Here is an 18,011-nt window from a genome sequence, read left to right as displayed (position 1 = left end):
AATATTACATTTTCAATGTCAATTTTTGCCATAATCAGGCATTGTAGTGGTAAATAGTTGATTTAATAAGTTTTTGCTTTGAAACATACCATCATCAAATCGCTGTTAATGACATTGAGTGCTCTTTCTTGGAGTGCCAGTGCTGACTCTCTACCTGAGCGTATTGATAAATTTGTTAATTTATTCAAAACATCAGAAGCCTCGGTGTCCTATGACATTCGAGTCTTGCAGTCAGACTACCCAACTCGGCTGATTACTCCGCAGTCGATGCTACCGCAAACATCAAGTTATCCATTGCGCGATATTCAGCGACTTTATCAACTGTCGGTGACTTGTACTGGAAAATTGCCGCTAAGCCCTTTGGTCACGGAACCATTAGTCTTTACGCGTGCAATGTGTAAAAACAATACGTTAAGCCCAACATGGTTTGCTCGCAGCGGACTTATTCATCCGGGCGGGGGGACGTACGCGAATCGTTACGTTGTCACTCATCCTCAAGAGGTGGAGACGCTTGAGCAATATATGCACATCAAAGAGCGACCATTTGCGGCAGAAAATACCTTGCTTGGTCGTCTACAACGAATGAGTGAAGACACCATAATCGCGCTGATTTCCGGTGCCAGTATGTTTATCGAAGATGAGGATTTGTGGCTAAGGAAAAACGACAGCTACTATATTTATCCTGAATCGGTATGGAGTAAAAACGTCACACGAGCGGGGTTAAGTTTATCCAACGGAAGTACGTCCGCGACCTGTTTTGTGCAACGTGGTAACATCTGTTGGGATGTTGAAGATCATGCTGATATTTTAAGGATCAGCATGGTCGCCTTGGTAATAGCCAATATCTTATTGGTTATTGGTTGGTCGATATACCGCTGGAACACCAAGCGACGTGATATGCAAAGTCGTATGCTGGTATTGCAAATTCTTACCCATGAATTGCGTACACCAATCGCCAGTCTATCGTTGACAGTGGAAGGCTTCCGACGTGAATTTGAACGTCTTCCAGAATCCGTTTATGACGAGTTTCGTCGATTATGCGAAGATTCTCGAAGATTGCGCCAATTAGCAGAAGCAAGTAAAGATTATTTGCAGTCTGATAACAAACCGCTGGCCTCAGAATGGGTACCATCTGTCGCCGAGTGGTTAGAATTTAAGATTGAAGAAGAGTTTAAAGCACCGATCGATTTTGCCATCGATCATGATGTTGCCGCCAAATTGAATGTTTACTGGTTAGGTACGTGCATCGACAATCTGATTCGAAACGCGGTTAAATATGGAGTTAAACCGATTAAGTTGGATGTAAAAACATCCAAAAATAAAATTACGTTCAGCGTGATAGACCAAGGGCTCTTAACACAGAAAGATTGGCGTCAGGTTCGTAAACCTTTCGTTAGTAAGAGTGGTCTAGGCTTGGGCTTAACTATCGTTGACTCTATGGTGGGGCGCATGGGAGGAAAGATGACTCTCATTGGGCCGCCGACAACGTTTATATTGGAGATACCTTGTGAAACAGACACTGCTTCTCGTTGAAGACGACAAAAACCTTGCTGACGGCTTACTCGTCAGCTTAGAACAAGCCGGTTACGAGTGCTTCCATGCCGAAACAATTGCAGATGTCGAACAGTATTGGGCGAAATCCGATCTTGTGATTCTCGATCGTCAACTGCCGGATGGCGATTCTGTATCTCATTTGGGGCAGTGGAAAGCGATCAAAGAAATCCCCGTGATATTGCTTACCGCACTGGTGACAGTGAAAGACAAAGTCGCAGGCCTAGATTCCGGCGCAAATGATTATCTAACAAAACCGTTCGCAGAGGCTGAACTGTTCGCGCGTATTAGAGCTCAACTTCGTGCTCCAGATGGTCAAGAGCAGGATGATAGCAAAGTTAAAACAGATAATTTATTGATTGATAAGAGTACCCGTGAAGTATTCTTTAACGATCTACAAGTCACTCTTACCCGTACTGAGTTTGATTTGCTGCTGTTTTTGGCGAGCAACCTTGGCCGTGTATTTACGCGTGATGAACTACTTGATCACGTATGGGGCTACAACCATTTCCCGACAACGCGTACTGTCGATACCCACGTATTGCAGTTACGTCAGAAGCTACCAGGTCTTGAGATCGAAACGCTTCGTGGTGTTGGTTACAAGATGAAAGCATGATACCAAAATCCATATTGATGATGGGAGCACTGATCAGTGCTCCTCTTTCTGCTGACGGTGTAACGTGGTTTGACAGCAATTCACCACTAACTCAAACACACAAACATCTCCTTAACGGTGATCTGAATGCCATGTTTTCATCGCTGGTTGAAGTGTGGCAGTTAGAAGACAACATTACGTTGAAACCTCATCTCAACGATTTATTGTTACAATCGTTAGAAGTGGATTGTGGTAAAAGCCTTGACGATAAAACCTTACCCGATTGGTTAAAAGGGATTGTGGTTAAGCGAACTGAAATTCAAAGCCCAGGGCGAGATGCATTTCGTGCCACCGTTGAGGTGCAAACTCAGCGAGAGATCACTGATATCAGTTTAATGCGCTGGGTCGACAAATCGATCTCTAGTGATAACACTCTTGATATTGTTCGAGAGAATAACGAATCAGGGATGGTGACGTACTCAAAACGTTACAACATTAACAACAAACTACCGATGGGTTTATATCGAATTGATGTGGTGACCAAAGATAACGAATCTTGGAGTTCGTGGCTCGTTCTCGGTGATCCACAAGCTGATATGACGGTTCGTTGGTCTTCAAAAGATCACTGGGAAGTGGAAAAACACGCGCTGCTTAATACCAATTGTCCATTACCGAAATTGAACACAGCTCTATACGATTATGTCGATGGAACGTATAACCAAGTTTGGAGTGGCAACTATGAATCTGACTACCCAACCTCGCTACCGATAGATCAAATAGAATCAGGGCGTTACGTATTAGCCGTTTCAATGATTCATCGACGTTGGCAAGGTAAGATAATGGTTGAACAAGCGCAAATTATTAGTAAAACGTATGATGTTTCTGTAGAGGAATAACTAAAGATAAGAGACAATGTGTCGATATAAGTCCAACGGTCACAACGAAAAATATCGATATGAAAACCGCATTTAAATTATTACCTCTTACCTTAGCTGTTGCAGCAAGCAGCAGTTACGCTGCGAACTATGCCGTTGAAGCACGCGGCGATGCAATGGGCGGTGTTGGCGTTGTTTCGGCTAACTTTTTAACTGCCCCTTTTTATAACCCAGCGATCACGGCCATTTACCGTCGTAACGATGACATGGGTATGATCACGCCAAGTTTTGGTTTGAAGTATACCGACAGTGGGTCATTTGTTGATGGTCTGGATCAGACTAAAGATTTCATCAATACCCCGGGAAGCGAAGCGGAACTGGCTAAAGCGATGAATGATCTGAAAGGTCAGAACCTAAACTTCGAAATGGGTGGCGTAGTGGCCTTTGCTATTCCAAACCGATTCATTGCTGCGAACGCATTCGGTAAGTTGTACACTGAATCTTTCGCTTCAGCGAATATTTCTGAAGGCAGTGGCAACGCGTATGTCGATGCGGCCAACAGTTCAGTTGAAGCGGTGTCAATCGGAGTTGCAGAGGCCGGGCTTTCTCTTGCGAAATACCAAACTTTCCTTGGTCAGCACATCTCTTTTGGCATCACCCCAAAACTGCAAAGAGTTTATACCTACGTTTATAACGCAAACCTAAACAATTACGATTTGAAAGATCTGCGTGAAAATGGTCAAGCTGAAACCATGTTTAACATGGATGCTGGTTTTTTATGGTTCCATGGTCCATTCCGTGTGGGTATCTCAGGTTCGAACCTAATCTCTCGCGATATTGAAACCAAAATGGTCAACAACAAATCTTACGCTTACGAAATGTCACCACAATATACCGTGGGTGCAGGCATCGTAGCAGACTACTTTACCTTGAGTGTTGATTACGACTTGAAAGAAGAAGAACGCTTTACTAACTTTGATGATAACCAACAGATGATCCGAGTCGGGGGCGAAATCGACATTTTACGTCAGCTAAAACTTCGCGCGGGTTGGAATCGCAATTTGGCTTATGACAATCTAGATGATACCTATACAGCGGGTATTGGTTTGTCGCCATTAAATCTTTTCCAAATGGATATTGGTGCGAGTTACACTAATGAAAACTCGATGGGTGGTTACGTAAACTTCCTGACGAGTTACTAGTAATCGCCCCGAAATCATAATATAGTCGGCTCCTAAAATTAGGAGCCTTTTTTATGTTTGATGATTTAAGCCTAAGCCACGAAGAACAGCAAAAAGCGGTGGAAGAAATTCAAAAGCTAATGACGCAGGGCATTAGCACCGCAGAAGCGATTAAGATGGTCGCAACGCAAATTCGCGAGAATGCAAAAAAAGATGCTGAAAACCAGCAGTAAAAGAATAGGGCAGGAGACTGCCTTTTTTTACGCCTGTCATTTACACCCTAGTGCACTATAACGATAACTTCATCCCAATACTGCGCATAAACACGCTAATTCAAGCCCTCAATAAAAGTGACACAATTGAAAAGTAGTTAAACGTGACGCTGTTACACTTGCTACATCATTAGCACTAAACTTCATTAATTTATATTTTACAGTAACTTACTGTAGTGTTTTATTTTGTATGCATAAACCAAAAGCTGAGACTGTAATAAAATTACAACTCATATCTATTGGTTGATTTTGCCATAGAAATGGCAGTGATATTCACTAGTGCGTTATCTTGTCACATTATTATGCTGTCTATTGTTGTGGAAGGAGAATAGAGACAGGAATTAGTGGTGACAACGTAACTAGTTTGTAGGCAAAACTGTTAGTGGACTATCTGGCGTAGTAGATTAGCGATAAGGTGAAATACAACATGAGGTTTAGAAAAGTTTTTAGATAAACGTAGGTCACGTTACGATGATTAGTATGGTATCGTTTTAACCCAGTGACGTACGTGGGTACTTTAGGAATGGGCAGTATGATAAAACCAGATATAGAACAATTACGCATTGCGATGAAGCTGCCAAGTTCGGTAAGTTTTTATGGCTGGCTTATCCATAATCCTAAATGTGGTGATTTCTTGCATTCATTTAAAGAAGGCCAGTTAACAACGGAAACGTTTTGGGCCGCGACACCGGATAAAGGCTTCGAGTTTGAACAGTTCGAACACGCTTTAGAAACCTACCAATTACTGCAACTACAATCCAAAGCCATCATTGTTGCAGCCTTTAATCTTGGCGAGCAATTCATGATCGCCGATCCTGCTGACACCGGCGACGCATCATATCGTTCATTAGATCAAACGCAAGTTAGTAAAAGAAGACTGCATTGAATATTCAAACTCGTTTATTGTGACTCCACCGTAAGCCATTGCGGAGATCAGGTTATGATTCCAGCTCTAGTACTCGTTCAGATTTCGTGGTTTCTACTGGAGTCATTCCATACAGTTCATTTTCTAATTCAAAATAGTCATAACAATTTTGAACCTTGAAGCGCTTAAATGTAATGCCAGCCGACGCAGTTGCAGCATCAACAAACACATCACGTTTCTTTCTGTCACTTCTTTCATGGCTAGAGTCGTCTAGCTCAATCACCATGTGAATATCTAATGTTTCAGGATCACACAGAACAAAGTCATAGTGCTTACAAGCGATTTGATTGAACGCTCTTCGCCAGTTGCTTTTATCATATTCACCTTTCTTAGGGCTTAACACATCTGCAATACGTACTTTGGAAAAAATGAGGTGACGGTTTTTTACCGAAACGGTCAGCGCTCGATAAAAGGCCAGTTCAGATTTGGTGACTAGGGTATTTCTCGATTGGTATAGATACTCGGTCGTTGTGGTGCTTTTGTTCGGTTTGCTATTTGGTCTTCGTGATAATCGTCCAATAACAACTAAAACGAAAACAGTAACAACTGCGATTAGGATAACGTTGAGATCCATTTAGCGTTCCTTTGCGTTTTAGATACTAAAGCATATCAAGTATTTGCGTAAAAAGAAGAGCGAGCGCTCAAACAAAATCAGCAATCAAGCCGGGAATTCAAGCTAGATATTTCTGTTTATCTATTTTTCGTTGGCACACACAAAAAATGATTTTCTTGTGCAGGTCGTCTACGGACTAGGATTATCAAGTATATCAATGACTTGCGGTGCATTAGCATTGGTGTTTTACACCCCTAAAGAAGCCCTAGCTCAGTGCGCATTATGTATCTTATGTTAAATGTAATCGTTCAATATAAAGCGCATCAATCTGTGCGCTCTATTCTTCTGCTGTTGCATCTAGGATTATCACGCTTGGTTTAACATAAGCGTGATTTACCATAAAATACTTAATAATCAGTTATTTAATCATAGATTATCTAACTGATTATTGCGTTGCGTAAGCCTACGTTTAGCCGCCGGCTAATTTAACGGTATGGCCTTTTTTCTCTAAATGCGCTTTGATTTTCTCACGAGCGTCACCTTGAATCTCAATATCACCATCTTTAACCGCGCCACCGCAGCCACAAACTTTCTTAAGTTCTGCGGCTAACAGTTTAAGCTGCACGTCATCCATATCTAAACCGGTGATAATGCTCACGCCTTTACCTTTACGGCCTTTAGTTTGCTTTTGAATGCGCACAATGCCGTCGCCTTTAGGACGAACAACTTTTTCTTCTTCTGGTTTAATACGACCGGTTTCTGTTGAGTATACTAATGTCATGACTATTTCTTTTGTTGCTCAGCTTTCTTTTTAGCAATCAAGTAACCTTCAATGTGTTTTTGAATGGCTAACTTGCCGCCCTTAATTAGCTTTCCATTAAAAAAGCAGTACCAGGAATTCGGTTCACCGGTATCGCTCTTAATAATATAGCCAAAGAAGTTCTCTTGCACTGCCTTTCCTTGGTTTTCACGCGTGGTGGCCAATGAGGAGAACTCTTTTGGGTCGATGATGGTTGCGGTATCACAGAACCAATCGATACTTTTTTTCAGTGCAGCGGTGCTGCCTTGTAATATTGTGTTTTTGATTCGAACTTGCCAAACATCAGTAGTCGAACCAACGGTCTTCATTTCGAAGCCTCGGTATGTCGCAACAGCCATGCTTTTAGTCTTATCTATTGGTCTTGTGATTAATAATAATTGTAAATCACTGTTAGGCAAGTATATTTATAGCATTCCTGTCGTTAAGGTGCGTTTCGTTGCAAAAAACTATTCCTAAAATCACTGAGCCCAAGAAATTGAAAGATTTTACCGCCCAATTTGGGCAGTCAGTCACCTACGAACAAGTAAACGAGATTACAGCCGGCGTATATGCTCGTAGCTCGTTACTTGCGATGACAAAGGATTGGAATCTGTTTATTGAGTTTTGCCAGCTGAAATTGGTCACACCTCTACCCGCTTCAACCACCGCAACTCGGCAATACATCGAGAAAGTAGCAAAAGAAAAGAAATACGCAACGGTCAAACGTTACGTAGTCACAATGTCGCTCATGCACAGATTGTTGTCTTTGCCTGACCCAACGCAAAATCAACAAGTACAGCAAGCTTTGGCGTCGATACGCATAAATAAACAAGGTGACCATCAGCAAACGCATTCGTTTGGGGCGCAACAACTTGCTGAACTCACTACTCAGTTGGGCCGCTCAAGTTCAATGCGTGATTGGCGTAATTTGGCCATTTACCATGTGATGTATTATTCGTTGATGAAGCGGAAAGATCTCAGAGATTTGTGTTTTGAACAGTTAGATTTGTCCGGCGAGGAAATTGCGATCGAACTCGATGGTTCTCGCTATTGGCTTAATCCGGAATCCACTGCGATTGTCAGAAAATGGCTGTCGGTACGCGGTCAACACGGGACATTTGTTTTCTCATCGATCGATCGCCACGAAAACATTGGGATTGAACCACTAAACGATTCGTCAATCTTCAGAATTTTGCGTTCAGCCAGTGAAATGCTTAATTCGGACGTCCAGTTTTCTGGTCAGTCGCTACGAGTGGGTGCAGTCGAGGAGCTTGCCAAACAAGGAATGAAGCCAAAGGATATTCAACATGCGGGTCGTTGGTTAAGCCCTGCCATGCCTTATCAATACTTAGGTAATAAGACACAGGCAGAACTTGAAAAAATACAGTTTTTATCAATAAAACCAATAGAGTAACGAAGATTTATTACTCTATCAGATAGTTAGATTGATGACTTAACACAGTCTGCAAGGAATTGATGGAACTGATGGCCATTGTTTTCCAGCATTTTAGGGAACATCGAAATCGGTGTCATACCTGGGAAGGTATTCACTTCATTTAGATAGATGTTACCTTCTGGTGTTAAGAAGAAGTCGATGCGTGATAAATGGCGTAACTTCATCTGTTTAAACACTTTTTCAGCATTGATGCGGATCGCTTCAATTTGTTCTTCAGTCAAATTTTTCGCTACAACATCAGTGGTTGAATGACTTGCTGCAGAGTATTTTTCTTCGTAACTGTAGAAAGTGTTATCTGGTGCTTTTACTTCCCCCGGTAGGGTTAATACGAGCTCGCCTTGATATTCATACGCCGCCACTTCTAATTCGCGTGGTTTAACGGCCTGCTCTACCAATACTTGGTCAGAATAGCTGAACGCATCATCAATCGCTTTTTGCAGTTCATTTAATTCCGTTACCTTGTAACAACCAACCGATGAGCCTTGGCATGCGGCCTTCACAAATACACTGCCCCATTTTTCAAACGCTTGCTTGGTTTTCTCAAAGGCATCGGCATTGTTTTCTGATAGGAAAAGGTACGGCGTATTTGGAATGCCTAGTGCGTCATACCAAAGTTTCGACGTAATTTTGTTAAAGCTATTGGTGCTTGCTTCTGCTCGGCAGCCTAGGTATGGGATCCCTGCCAGTTCTAATAGCGATTGGATGTCACCGGTTTCACCCGGGAAACCATGAATACATGGCACCACGAAATCCACATGTAAACTTTGATCAGCAAAGTTAAGTTGGCCGGTGTTGCTATCTAACAGAGCCAATTCACCTTGATCAGTAAACCAGCCCTCTTTCTTCATTTCTATACGGGTCACTTCAAACTCAGGTGTTAGCTGGAGCTGAGATTGTAGGTAGTTTGCAGAAACCAAAGAAACGTCGTGCTCAGATGAGCCGCCGCCGCATAAAAGAAGAATGGATGTTTTGTTCATTAAAATCTTTCCGTGATACTACAGAAACTGGGATGGCTTCATCATAATAAAAACCACTCCAAGTTACACTTCTAATACCAATATAAATAAGCAGCTAATGAGAGTTAGCTGAAAGAATAGACAGTAAAAAGGGGCTTTCGCCCCTTCGTTAAATTAGTTTAGTTTGTTCAGGGTTGGATACGGAGAGTTTTTGATCGTATCGATGCTCTTAACAAATGGCTTCAATGCTCTAAATTCTGCAGGAAGCTGAGCAATAGCTTGTTTTGCATCTGCCTGTGTTGCGTAGTCACCATAAAGAACGGTGTACCATTTTGTACCGTTCACAACTTTATAGTTTTCCCAAATAGGCTGATCTGAGTTTGGTAGCATGCGAGCAAATTGATCAACTTTAGTTTGCGTACCAACAGCAACGACTTGAATGGTGTAACCAAAACGCGCGGCTTGGGAATTTTGCTGTTTATCAGATGGTGGCACAATAGCGACTGCTGGAGTCGTTTGCGCAGGTGTTGAAACAACAACAGTATCAACAACCGTTTCAGTCACTTCTTCTGTGATCGGTTGTTCCACTTCTGCCACTTTATAATCTTCGCGATAACTTTCTGAGCTTACGTCTGTCGTGTACTGACCAGAGACACATGCTGAAAGTAAAACGGACAAGCCAACGATAGCGATTTTTTTCATGAATTCTTCAAGCCCTAGATAGAAATTACTGTAAATCATGCCGTTAGAAAGCGGCATAATCAAGCCAACCTAGGCATTATATTACGAGACTCTGTGACTTGTAACACAAAGTGTTTATTGTCTTGGGTGATCTGCGCAAAACTCCATCAAATTTAGCCTGCAAGTCCAAATTAAGTCCGTTACGATTAGGTGAATATATCGTTAGGAAGTTGATTCATGAACAGCTTTGGTCATTTGCTTAACCCTAAATCGATTGCGGTTATCGGCGCCTCCACTCAGGAAATGCGTGCGGGCAACATCGTGATGAAGAACTTGCTGCAAGGTGGCTTTGAAGGCGCCATTATGCCGGTGACGCCGAAATATAAGTCGGTGTGTGGTGTTCTCGCCTATAGCACTATCGACGCATTGCCTATCGTCCCTGATGTCGCCATTCTTTGTACTCATGCGAGTCGTAATATCGAGATATTCACCCAGCTTGTTGCGAAAAAAGTCAGCTCGGTGATCGTTCTTTCTTCCGACATGCATCAACTTAGTAGTACCGGGGAACCTATTCAGGAACTTTGTGCTGGTATCGCTCGTACCGTTGGTATGCGGATCTTAGGGCCAAATAGCCTTGGCTTGATGCTACCTTGGCTTAATTTTAATGCTTCATTTTCACCTGTCGCCCCTCAGCGTGGCAAGATTGCCTTTATTTCCCAGTCCGCTGCGATGTGCACCACTATCCTTGATTGGGCGAATGACAAAAATATTGGTTTCTCTGCTTTTATATCGCTCGGCAATGCCGTTGATATTGATTTTGCTGACCTACTCGACCATTTAAGTACCGATACCCATACCGAAGCGATTCTGCTTTACGTTGATTCGATAAAAGATGCCCGTCGATTTATGTCCGCAGCACGAAGTACCTCGCGCAATCGCCGAATATTGGTGCTAAAAGGGGGACGTACAGTTGAAGGACGTAAAGCTGCTCAAGCCCATACTGGCGGCAGTGATACGCTTGATATTATTTATGACTCCGCAATTCGGCGTACCGGTATGCTGCGGGTACAAAACTCACATGAACTATTTGCCGCAGTAGAAACTCTTACCCATTCGGTTCCTTTGCGTGGTGAGCGTTTAGCGATCATTACCAATGGTGGTGGTCCTGCCATTATGGCGGTCGATACTTTATTAGAGCGTGGTGGTAAACTGGCAAAACTGGATGAATACACAGTATCGCAGCTAAATCGCGTTTTACCCACCAGTTGGAGCCAGAGAAACCCAATTGATATGGTTGGTGATGCCAGTTATCAACGTTATGTGGATACGCTTAATACCATCATGGATAGCGATTGTGCGGATGCCATTTTGATTATGCACAGCCCTTCAGCCATCGCACACTCAGAGCAGACCGCTGCCGAGATTATCAAAGCGATAAAAGCCCACCCAAGAAGCCGTCGCTTCAATATCCTCACCAATTGGTCGGGTGAACTTACTGCCCGTCCAGCACGAGAGATTTTTACCCAATTTGGCATCCCAACCTATCGCACCGCTGAAAGTGCGGTGGTTGCTTTCATGCACTTAGTTGAGTACAGACGTAACCAAAAGCAGCTGATGGAAACCCCTACCACTGCGGAACCCGTTCATATTGCCGAACTAGAAAGTGCCAAAAAATGGATTGCCGAACAATCACTGGATAAAAATACAGTATCGTTAGATACCCACCAAATCCGCTCATTTTTAAAGCACTTTGACTTTAATGTTCTGCCTACTTGGATTGTAAGTGATGCCAGTGAAGCGGTTCATGTTGCGGGTGAAATAGGCTACCCGGTTGCTGTTAAACTCCGTTCACCTGATATTCCCCACAAATCGGATGTACAAGGTGTAATGTTGAACTTACGCAATAGCACGGAAGTGGCCAATGCAGCGCAAGCGATTCTTGACCGCACCGAGTTATCTTACCCTTCCGCTCACATACATGGTTTGCTAGTACAAGGAATGGCAAAACGGGCGGGCGGTGAAGAGCTTCGAATTAAAGTGAAGTACGATGAAACCTTTGGTCCGGTTATTTTGCTCGGCCAAGGAGGATCGGAATGGAATGAAGGACTAGATGCCGCTTCAGCGCTACCGCCTCTTAATATGGCACTCGCCCGTTATCTGATTGTTCGCGCGATTAAAGGTGAGAAGATTCGCCTGCAAAAATTGCCCGAGCCTATCGACATTGAAGGTTTGTCTGAAATCTTGGTGCGTATTTCACAGATGATTGTTGATTGTCCACAAGTGCATGAACTGGACATTCATCCGCTATTGGCTAATGGTAACGAATTTACCATCCTAGACGCCGATTTAACGCTTAAAGCCTACCAAGGTGATGCACAACATCGTTTGGCGATCAGGCCCTATCCTGTAGAGTTTGAACAAAGGGTACAATTAAAAGACGCCAGTTCGATTCTATTACGCCCTATTTTGCCTGAAGATGAACCCAAACATGCGGAGTTTATTCATGCCGTTTCTAAAGATGATCTGTATAAGCGTTTCTTTACCGAAGTGGGTGAATTCAATCATGAGGCACTCGCGAAGCTAACTCAGATTGATTATGACCGCGAGATGGCCTTTGTTGCGGTTGATATGAGCGGCGAGGAGCAAAAGATTATTGGTGTCAGCCGAGCCTTGATCAATCACGATAATAGTGATGCCGAATTCGCCATTTTGATCCGTTCTGATCTTAAAGGTAAAGGCCTAGGTAAGATTCTGATGAACAAGATCATTGATTACTGCCAAAATAAAGGCACCAAACGAATGTCTGGTATGACAATGCCGACTAACCGCGGCATGTTGATGCTCGCGCAAAGCCTCGGCTTTAAAATTGATATCCAGTTTGAAGATGGCACCGCGGACATGGTATTGGACCTACAAGACACTCAGGTGTCGGAACGAAACTAGTCTCTAGAGAGTTTGTCATATTGCGCAATGTTAAGCGGTGATGTTGATAAATCACGGACTCAATTATCAACGTCACCTCTCAAATTGATTGAATGTAGTGCTTTTAAAGGCAGCGCTTTGCAACAAAGTTCGCTTTACGCTTATTTCATTTGCCAATATTTTTTTAGGTACTGAATACACCATGATTTGGCTTCACCAATTTGATGGCGTTTCCACGCCATAATTACCTCAATTTCGCGTACGTCCGTTCCGCTAATTTGTTGCAATATTCCCTGCTTGATTAGTGAAGTTGCAATGCTGGTTGGCAAGGTGCCGATACCTAAACCGGATTTTAATGCATCCACTTTGGCTGCAAAATTACTCACGGTGAGTCTTGGTTGTTTTTGTAGTACATTCACCGACATAGCGGGTTGTTCTCGAGCGGTGTCTGCAATGGCGATCACGCGATATTTTTCACGCGCTTGATCATCAAACTCACCGACACGCTTATGGACATAGTGATCCGTTGCCGCTACCCACATCATTTCTAACAGCCCTATCGTCTCCGCTTTTACATCAACTGGAATCGTTTCTAATTTTGGACAAACAAGAATATCAGCTCGGCCATTTTCCAGTGCTTCCCAGCAGCCAGCTAAAATCTCTTCTTGTAGACGTATTCGCGTAGAACTCACGTTGCCCAGAGCATTAACCATGGGGAAGAAATTGTCGACTGGAATAATGCCATCAAACGCTAAAGTAATATCAAGCTCCCAGCCATTCGCGAGCACGCTGGCATCGTTGACCAACTTTTCTGTTGCCGTCAATATCGTACGCCCTTGCTCTAAGATAAGCTTCCCAGCTTGAGTAAAGACGGCTTTATGCCCTGAACGGTCAAAGATCATGATGTCTAGATCTTGCTCTAACTTTTGGATCTGATAACTCAAAGAAGATGGTGCTCGATCCAGTTCATTGGCAGCGGAAGCAAAGCTCCCTCTCCTGTCGATGGCATCAAGAATATGAAGCGCTTCAAGCGTAATTGGACTTTGCAAAGAGTTCCCCTTTTTATTACAACATCTGAGCAAGGTTTAAAATAATGTTAGGACGGGAATTAATCAATCATCGAACGATAAAACTATGGGCTACATAAACAAGTCAGGAGAGTAAAAGCGTTCAGGTGGGGAGAAAATAGCAATATCATGAGGTTCAGATAGAACAAAAGCCAGCAAAGGGCTGGCTTCATGATCAACTTCATTCAAAAAGTGGTTTAAAATTGGGCTGAATGAGTGATTATTTAGCGGCTGACATCTCTTTCTTAACCATAACTGCTGCTGCTACGATGAAAGCGATGATTAGACCTAACTCCATGACTTACCCCTACTGATAAAATTGGAAATTAAATGCCAGTTATTTATAACCCGTGCATTGTATCAGTTATCCAATTCGATAAAAGTCGTTAACGAAAGTTTTACTTGTTTTAGCGACTCAGATCAAAATTGAAGGTAAGTTGACCATTTACTTAAGTTAAATCGAATGATTGACCCCAATTAGTGTTAATAAACTCATTTATTTCATCAACACTTTTCCGCCAATGATCTTATAAGATGGAGTGCCTCTGACTAAGGTATCGCGAGCGAACTCTGTATGACATTTTGGACAAATACAGGGTGTTTGCGTGTAATCTTCAACAATGCGCTCTTTAAAGCATTTCACCAATGCTCCTTTACCACCTTTTCGATATTTAAATAGTAAACAGCGGCACTTGGCGCAAAAAATCTCAACCGTTTTTGACGGTTGCTTCTTATTGGGTTTCGCCATGGTGAGAGCCTCGCTCATTGAGCATGTTAGGTTTAATCCATACCTTGCTGAAATCAAACCACCCTAGCGCATTGCATTTGGCATTTTGTAGTGAACCGCATTGATCTTTACTCACGCCCAACCAACAATGGAACATCGGAATCAATTGCATTTTATCGGCAAGGGATTTCCCAATATTTTGCGCAGGAAAAGTCGCAAACTCTTCACAGCGATACTGAGTGACTACCTCAGACCACTGAGCAAAGTCTTGCTCGCGACTCAAGTGTTCTATATCACTGTAGTCAAGTAACCAACCAGCGATCGCATCATCACGATTGTTGGCTATCCCCATCGGTTTTACCCAAATGTCGACTTGCTCGTTGTCAGGCATCTCCATGTCATAGGTGATCAATTCAACCTCAAGGTTATCTTGCTTCAACAGCGTCTCTAAACACTTAACTAAAGTGGGAAACATTGGGTGCTTGGCATGATAAGCAATTTTAACGGTGCGGTAGCTTGGTGGTGGAGAATAATGCGCTTGTCTTGTGTGGTGGTACCAACCCGGTTTCAAGCCGTGTGCTGGCAACGCGCCTAACTCGACAATTTTATCTTGTGGCAATAGTTGGAATACGTTCAGCGAGGATAGGCGCTGACTAAAGTAACGCGCCCAATCATCGGATTTAGCCAAGCCATTGTTGCGATTTAATAGCAAATAGGTACAACCAGGATCTAACTCCACCTCGTCGCTGATTGTGATTGCTTCCGGCGCACACGGTTTTGATAGACTAGGAAAGACCATCGAGGAATGCACCGCATCAATCACCCATACTTCGACGCTATCAACCAGCGGTCTAAAACCAAAATAGCCATCAAACGCCTGTATTGTTAGGCGTTTTTCGTCATTCTGAGTAATTTTGTAAGGGCCAGTACCTATCGGGAATTGGTCATAATCAGCACTACGCTCAGAGCTTGGCAACATCACTTTCGCGCACGATTCTGCCATTAATAACGCAAAGTGGTAATCATCTTGGCTCAAGTGGATATCGACCACATTCTTTTGCTGTGAGCACACCGTTTCAATATGAGCGAAAAGATTACGAGAACGTAGCGCCATTAAGCATTCAATGATGGCCTCGACACTTAACAGGTCGCCATTATGATACCGCACAGCAGGACGAATATAGAAACGCCAATGACGCGGTGATAGCATTTCCCATGTATGCGCCAAGTCTGGCACTAACTGCTCGTTTTCATCTAAGCGAGTTAAGCCACTGAAGATCTGTCGTACAATATGCAATTCTGAACGACGCATATTTTTATGAGGATTGAGTGAGAGTAGCGGTCGGTAATAAGGCAAACGAACGACTTGTTGCCCTTCTTGCACCTGCACGCCCAAATAACTTTCGACGACCCGAGCAAGCTTAGCCGCATCTTGATCTAGCACTTTAAGCGCTTGGCCTATTTTACCTTCTTCAAGATAACGGCGTGCGAGATTCTCACTAACATCCGTACGACTGCGCTTAAAGTTGAGTTGCGAGAGCTTTCCACGGCCCGGAGATGGATGCCATTCAATCCAACCTTCTTCTTCCATCTTATTGAGGACAATGCGTGCGTTACGTCTTGTACAACAAAGGATGTCGGTGATCTCTTCTAATTGAACGCCAAGATCAATACCATCATAGTGTTCAAAAAGGGTTTCGAACTGGACACGAAGTCGCGGGCTACTCATAAAGGGGGAAATCTCAATCAAACATTACTATTTGTCATTTTCCCCATTTAGTGAGAGTGGATCAAGCAGTTACTGGATGGCAATGCCTAATTGTGATGCAAGGTCGATTAGTTGTTGCTCATCATCGAGTTTAATTGACCATTTTGCTTCACTTGAATGTACTGCGATGACATTTGCTCCGCGTCCAATCAGTTGGACGGCATCACTTTGTGCTTGCAAGGTGATCATATGCGGACCATTCACTTTCACGACAAGCTCATGAGGCGTCGCGATAATCTTGCCATTAGAAAATTCAATTACCATTTATCTCGCCCCTATCCTGCGTTGTTGGCACCAGTCTCAACATTGCCTTTGCGCTGTTGTTTGACGGCAATGGTAAGACGGCTTGTGCACACTAGGCGCCCGCGCTCATCGCTAATGTTGATTTGCCATACCTGAGTAGAAACGCCCAAGTGAATTGGCATCGCTTTGCCGATGACTAAACCACTCCTCATCGCACGGACATGATTTGCGTTAATATCAAGCCCAACACAGTAAGCATTGTCATCAACGCAGAAGTTGGCCGCGACAGAGCCTAAAGTCTCAGCCAATACAACGGATGCTCCGCCATGTAACATACCTAGCGGTTGATGAGTGAATGAACAAACAGGCATAGTGGCACAGATATAGTCGTCACCAACCTCGGTATAGAGAATATTTAAGTGTTCGATCAGAGTGTTTTTTGAGGTTTGATTGAGACGATCTAGATTGATCTCTCGTTTCCAAATGGTCATAGTAAATCCATCCATAACGGTTACGTCTATTCTAACCGGATGTTATGATGAATATATAACTGTATTTACATGGAATGTCATATGTCGTGGTTTAAGTTCTCCGCTTTAGCTTTAGCCGCTGGGTTAACGGCGTGCAGCTCGTCACCTACTGGACGAAATCAATTAATCTTGTTTTCTGATACCGACATGAGCCATCTCGGCGCTCAGTCATTTGAGCAGATGAAACAGCAACAAAAAGTCAGCAAAGACGCTAAAGTGAATCGCTATGTCGAATGTGTTGCCAATGCGGTCACCAAACACGTGCCAAAACAGCCAGGCTTCGATAAGTGGGAAGTGGTGGTTTTTGATAGCGACCAAGTTAATGCGTTTGCCCTACCCGGCGGTAAAATCGGGGTCTATACCGGCCTGCTAAATGTCGCTGAGAATCAAGACCAACTTGCTACTGTTATTGGCCATGAAATTGCCCATGTATTAGCTGACCACAGCAATGAACGTCTATCGCAATCTCAGTTAGCCAACACAGGGCTACAGATCACTGCTGTCGCGCTTGGCTCTTCGGAATACGCTCAATATCGTGATGCGACAATGGCGGCGTTAGGGCTTGGTTTACAGTATGGCGTCATATTGCCTTATGGCCGCACCCAAGAGTCAGAAGCGGATATCGTTGGTTTGGATTTGATGGCTAAAGCGGGATTTGATCCTGCCCAAAGTATCGATTTGTGGCATAACATGGCAAAAGCATCCAACGGTCAACAACCTCCTGAACTGCTGTCGACCCACCCTTCGCACAGTACTCGAATTCACGATTTACAGCAGACCATGGCGAAGTTACCAAACTATCAAACAGCAAAACCAAACTGTTCTTAGCTTTGTTCAAACCCCAGTCATTGCATCACAGATAATAAAGGGAGCTATTTAGCTCCCTTTTCTAATGTGTTGCCATCTGACG

20 protein-coding genes are annotated in these 18,011 nt (G+C 43.4%); 10 read left to right on the top strand and 10 right to left on the bottom strand.

From position 1 onward, the window contains the following. Positions 1 to 108: 108 nt before the first annotated feature. From vxrA to RH86_RS00760, 6 genes are all read left to right on the top strand, one after another. Positions 109 to 1,533 carry a sensor histidine kinase VxrA gene (vxrA, locus tag RH86_RS00780; protein WP_009384326.1) on the top strand — a complete coding sequence of 475 codons (1,425 nt, stop codon included), beginning with the start codon at positions 109 to 111 and terminating at the stop codon, positions 1,531 to 1,533. Further along, complete coding sequence (gene vxrB / locus RH86_RS00775; protein ID WP_005599733.1) at positions 1,508 to 2,167, top strand: response regulator transcription factor VxrB; 660 nt, start codon at positions 1,508 to 1,510, stop codon at positions 2,165 to 2,167. The genes vxrA and vxrB overlap by 26 nt, the downstream gene beginning before the upstream one ends. After that, positions 2,164 to 3,042 (top strand): DUF2861 family protein, encoded by an 879-nt coding sequence (locus RH86_RS00770; RefSeq protein ID WP_009384325.1) that lies wholly within the window; start codon positions 2,164 to 2,166, stop codon positions 3,040 to 3,042. Before vxrB ends, RH86_RS00770 begins: the two co-directional genes overlap by 4 nt. A gap of 59 nt (positions 3,043 to 3,101) precedes the next feature. Beyond that, entirely contained in the window at positions 3,102 to 4,223 is a 1,122-nt protein-coding gene (locus RH86_RS00765) for a conjugal transfer protein TraF (RefSeq protein ID WP_009384324.1), read from the top strand. A gap of 53 nt (positions 4,224 to 4,276) precedes the next feature. Further along, positions 4,277 to 4,435, top strand: coding sequence for a YoaH family protein (locus RH86_RS20025; RefSeq protein WP_005599740.1), 159 nt, complete (start codon positions 4,277 to 4,279; stop codon positions 4,433 to 4,435). A 571-nt stretch (positions 4,436 to 5,006) separates the two neighbouring features. Continuing rightward, positions 5,007 to 5,360: a hypothetical protein gene (locus RH86_RS00760; RefSeq protein WP_009384323.1), complete on the top strand. Its 354-nt coding sequence runs from the start codon at positions 5,007 to 5,009 to the stop codon at positions 5,358 to 5,360. 52 nt (positions 5,361 to 5,412) lie between these two features. Here the strand turns inward: RH86_RS00760 and RH86_RS00755 are convergent, their stop codons facing one another. Then, a complete protein-coding gene (locus RH86_RS00755) occupies positions 5,413 to 5,973 on the bottom strand; it encodes a DUF2726 domain-containing protein (RefSeq protein WP_009384322.1) in 561 nt (186 codons plus the stop codon). 157 nt (positions 5,974 to 6,130) lie between these two features. Here RH86_RS00755 and RH86_RS20020 point away from each other — a divergent pair, with 157 nt between their 5' ends. Beyond that, positions 6,131 to 6,250, top strand: coding sequence for a DUF3693 domain-containing protein (locus tag RH86_RS20020; RefSeq protein ID WP_411572001.1), 120 nt, complete (start codon positions 6,131 to 6,133; stop codon positions 6,248 to 6,250). A 171-nt stretch (positions 6,251 to 6,421) separates the two neighbouring features. On the opposite strand, the gene yciH is transcribed toward RH86_RS20020, so the two are convergent. Together yciH and RH86_RS00745 are read right to left on the bottom strand one after the other, a co-directional pair. Next, a complete protein-coding gene (gene yciH, locus RH86_RS00750; RefSeq protein WP_005595571.1) occupies positions 6,422 to 6,733 on the bottom strand; it encodes a stress response translation initiation inhibitor YciH in 312 nt (103 codons plus the stop codon). Between the two features lie 2 nt (positions 6,734 to 6,735). After that, positions 6,736 to 7,110 (bottom strand): DUF3319 domain-containing protein, encoded by a 375-nt coding sequence (locus RH86_RS00745; protein WP_009384321.1) that lies wholly within the window; start codon positions 7,108 to 7,110, stop codon positions 6,736 to 6,738. A gap of 98 nt (positions 7,111 to 7,208) precedes the next feature. Here RH86_RS00745 and RH86_RS00740 point away from each other — a divergent pair, with 98 nt between their 5' ends. Then, a complete protein-coding gene (locus tag RH86_RS00740; RefSeq protein WP_009384320.1) occupies positions 7,209 to 8,165 on the top strand; it encodes a tyrosine-type recombinase/integrase in 957 nt (318 codons plus the stop codon). A 26-nt stretch (positions 8,166 to 8,191) separates the two neighbouring features. On the opposite strand, the gene RH86_RS00735 is transcribed toward RH86_RS00740, so the two are convergent. Both RH86_RS00735 and RH86_RS00730 read right to left on the bottom strand, forming a co-directional pair. After that, positions 8,192 to 9,184: a D-alanine--D-alanine ligase gene (locus RH86_RS00735; RefSeq protein WP_009384319.1), complete on the bottom strand. Its 993-nt coding sequence runs from the start codon at positions 9,182 to 9,184 to the stop codon at positions 8,192 to 8,194. Positions 9,185 to 9,337: 153 nt separating this feature from the next. Then, positions 9,338 to 9,865, bottom strand: coding sequence for an SPOR domain-containing protein (locus tag RH86_RS00730; protein WP_038219021.1), 528 nt, complete (start codon positions 9,863 to 9,865; stop codon positions 9,338 to 9,340). A 216-nt stretch (positions 9,866 to 10,081) separates the two neighbouring features. On the opposite strand from RH86_RS00730, the gene RH86_RS00725 reads away from it, so the two are divergent. After that, complete coding sequence (locus RH86_RS00725) at positions 10,082 to 12,787, top strand: bifunctional acetate--CoA ligase family protein/GNAT family N-acetyltransferase (RefSeq protein ID WP_009384318.1); 2,706 nt, start codon at positions 10,082 to 10,084, stop codon at positions 12,785 to 12,787. A gap of 140 nt (positions 12,788 to 12,927) precedes the next feature. Here the strand turns inward: RH86_RS00725 and RH86_RS00720 are convergent, their stop codons facing one another. From RH86_RS00720 to RH86_RS00700, 5 genes are all read right to left on the bottom strand, one after another. Then, the gene (locus RH86_RS00720; RefSeq protein WP_009384317.1) at positions 12,928 to 13,815 is read right to left on the bottom strand and encodes a LysR family transcriptional regulator; all 888 of its coding nucleotides are present in this window, start codon (positions 13,813 to 13,815) and stop codon (positions 12,928 to 12,930) included. Positions 13,816 to 14,329: 514 nt separating this feature from the next. Then, the gene (locus RH86_RS00715) at positions 14,330 to 14,581 is read right to left on the bottom strand and encodes a hypothetical protein (RefSeq protein WP_009384316.1); all 252 of its coding nucleotides are present in this window, start codon (positions 14,579 to 14,581) and stop codon (positions 14,330 to 14,332) included. After that, positions 14,565 to 16,289 carry an SgrR family transcriptional regulator gene (locus tag RH86_RS00710; RefSeq protein ID WP_009384315.1) on the bottom strand — a complete coding sequence of 575 codons (1,725 nt, stop codon included), beginning with the start codon at positions 16,287 to 16,289 and terminating at the stop codon, positions 14,565 to 14,567. The genes RH86_RS00715 and RH86_RS00710 overlap by 17 nt, the downstream gene beginning before the upstream one ends. Positions 16,290 to 16,358: 69 nt before the next feature. Then, positions 16,359 to 16,592, bottom strand: coding sequence for a DUF3389 domain-containing protein (locus RH86_RS00705; protein ID WP_009384314.1), 234 nt, complete (start codon positions 16,590 to 16,592; stop codon positions 16,359 to 16,361). Between the two features lie 11 nt (positions 16,593 to 16,603). Continuing rightward, positions 16,604 to 17,062, bottom strand: a complete 459-nt coding sequence (locus RH86_RS00700; protein ID WP_009384313.1) for a hotdog fold thioesterase — start codon at positions 17,060 to 17,062, stop codon at positions 16,604 to 16,606. Between the two features lie 81 nt (positions 17,063 to 17,143). Between RH86_RS00700 and RH86_RS00695 the strand changes: the two genes are divergently transcribed. Next, positions 17,144 to 17,929, top strand: coding sequence for a M48 family metallopeptidase (locus RH86_RS00695; RefSeq protein ID WP_005595587.1), 786 nt, complete (start codon positions 17,144 to 17,146; stop codon positions 17,927 to 17,929). Positions 17,930 to 18,011 lie beyond the last annotated feature (82 nt).

The organism is Vibrio sp. N418 (assembly GCF_000222565.1).
GTDB lineage: Bacteria > Pseudomonadota > Gammaproteobacteria > Enterobacterales > Vibrionaceae > Vibrio > Vibrio scophthalmi.
This window is presented reverse-complemented; position numbering and strand designations above follow the sequence as displayed.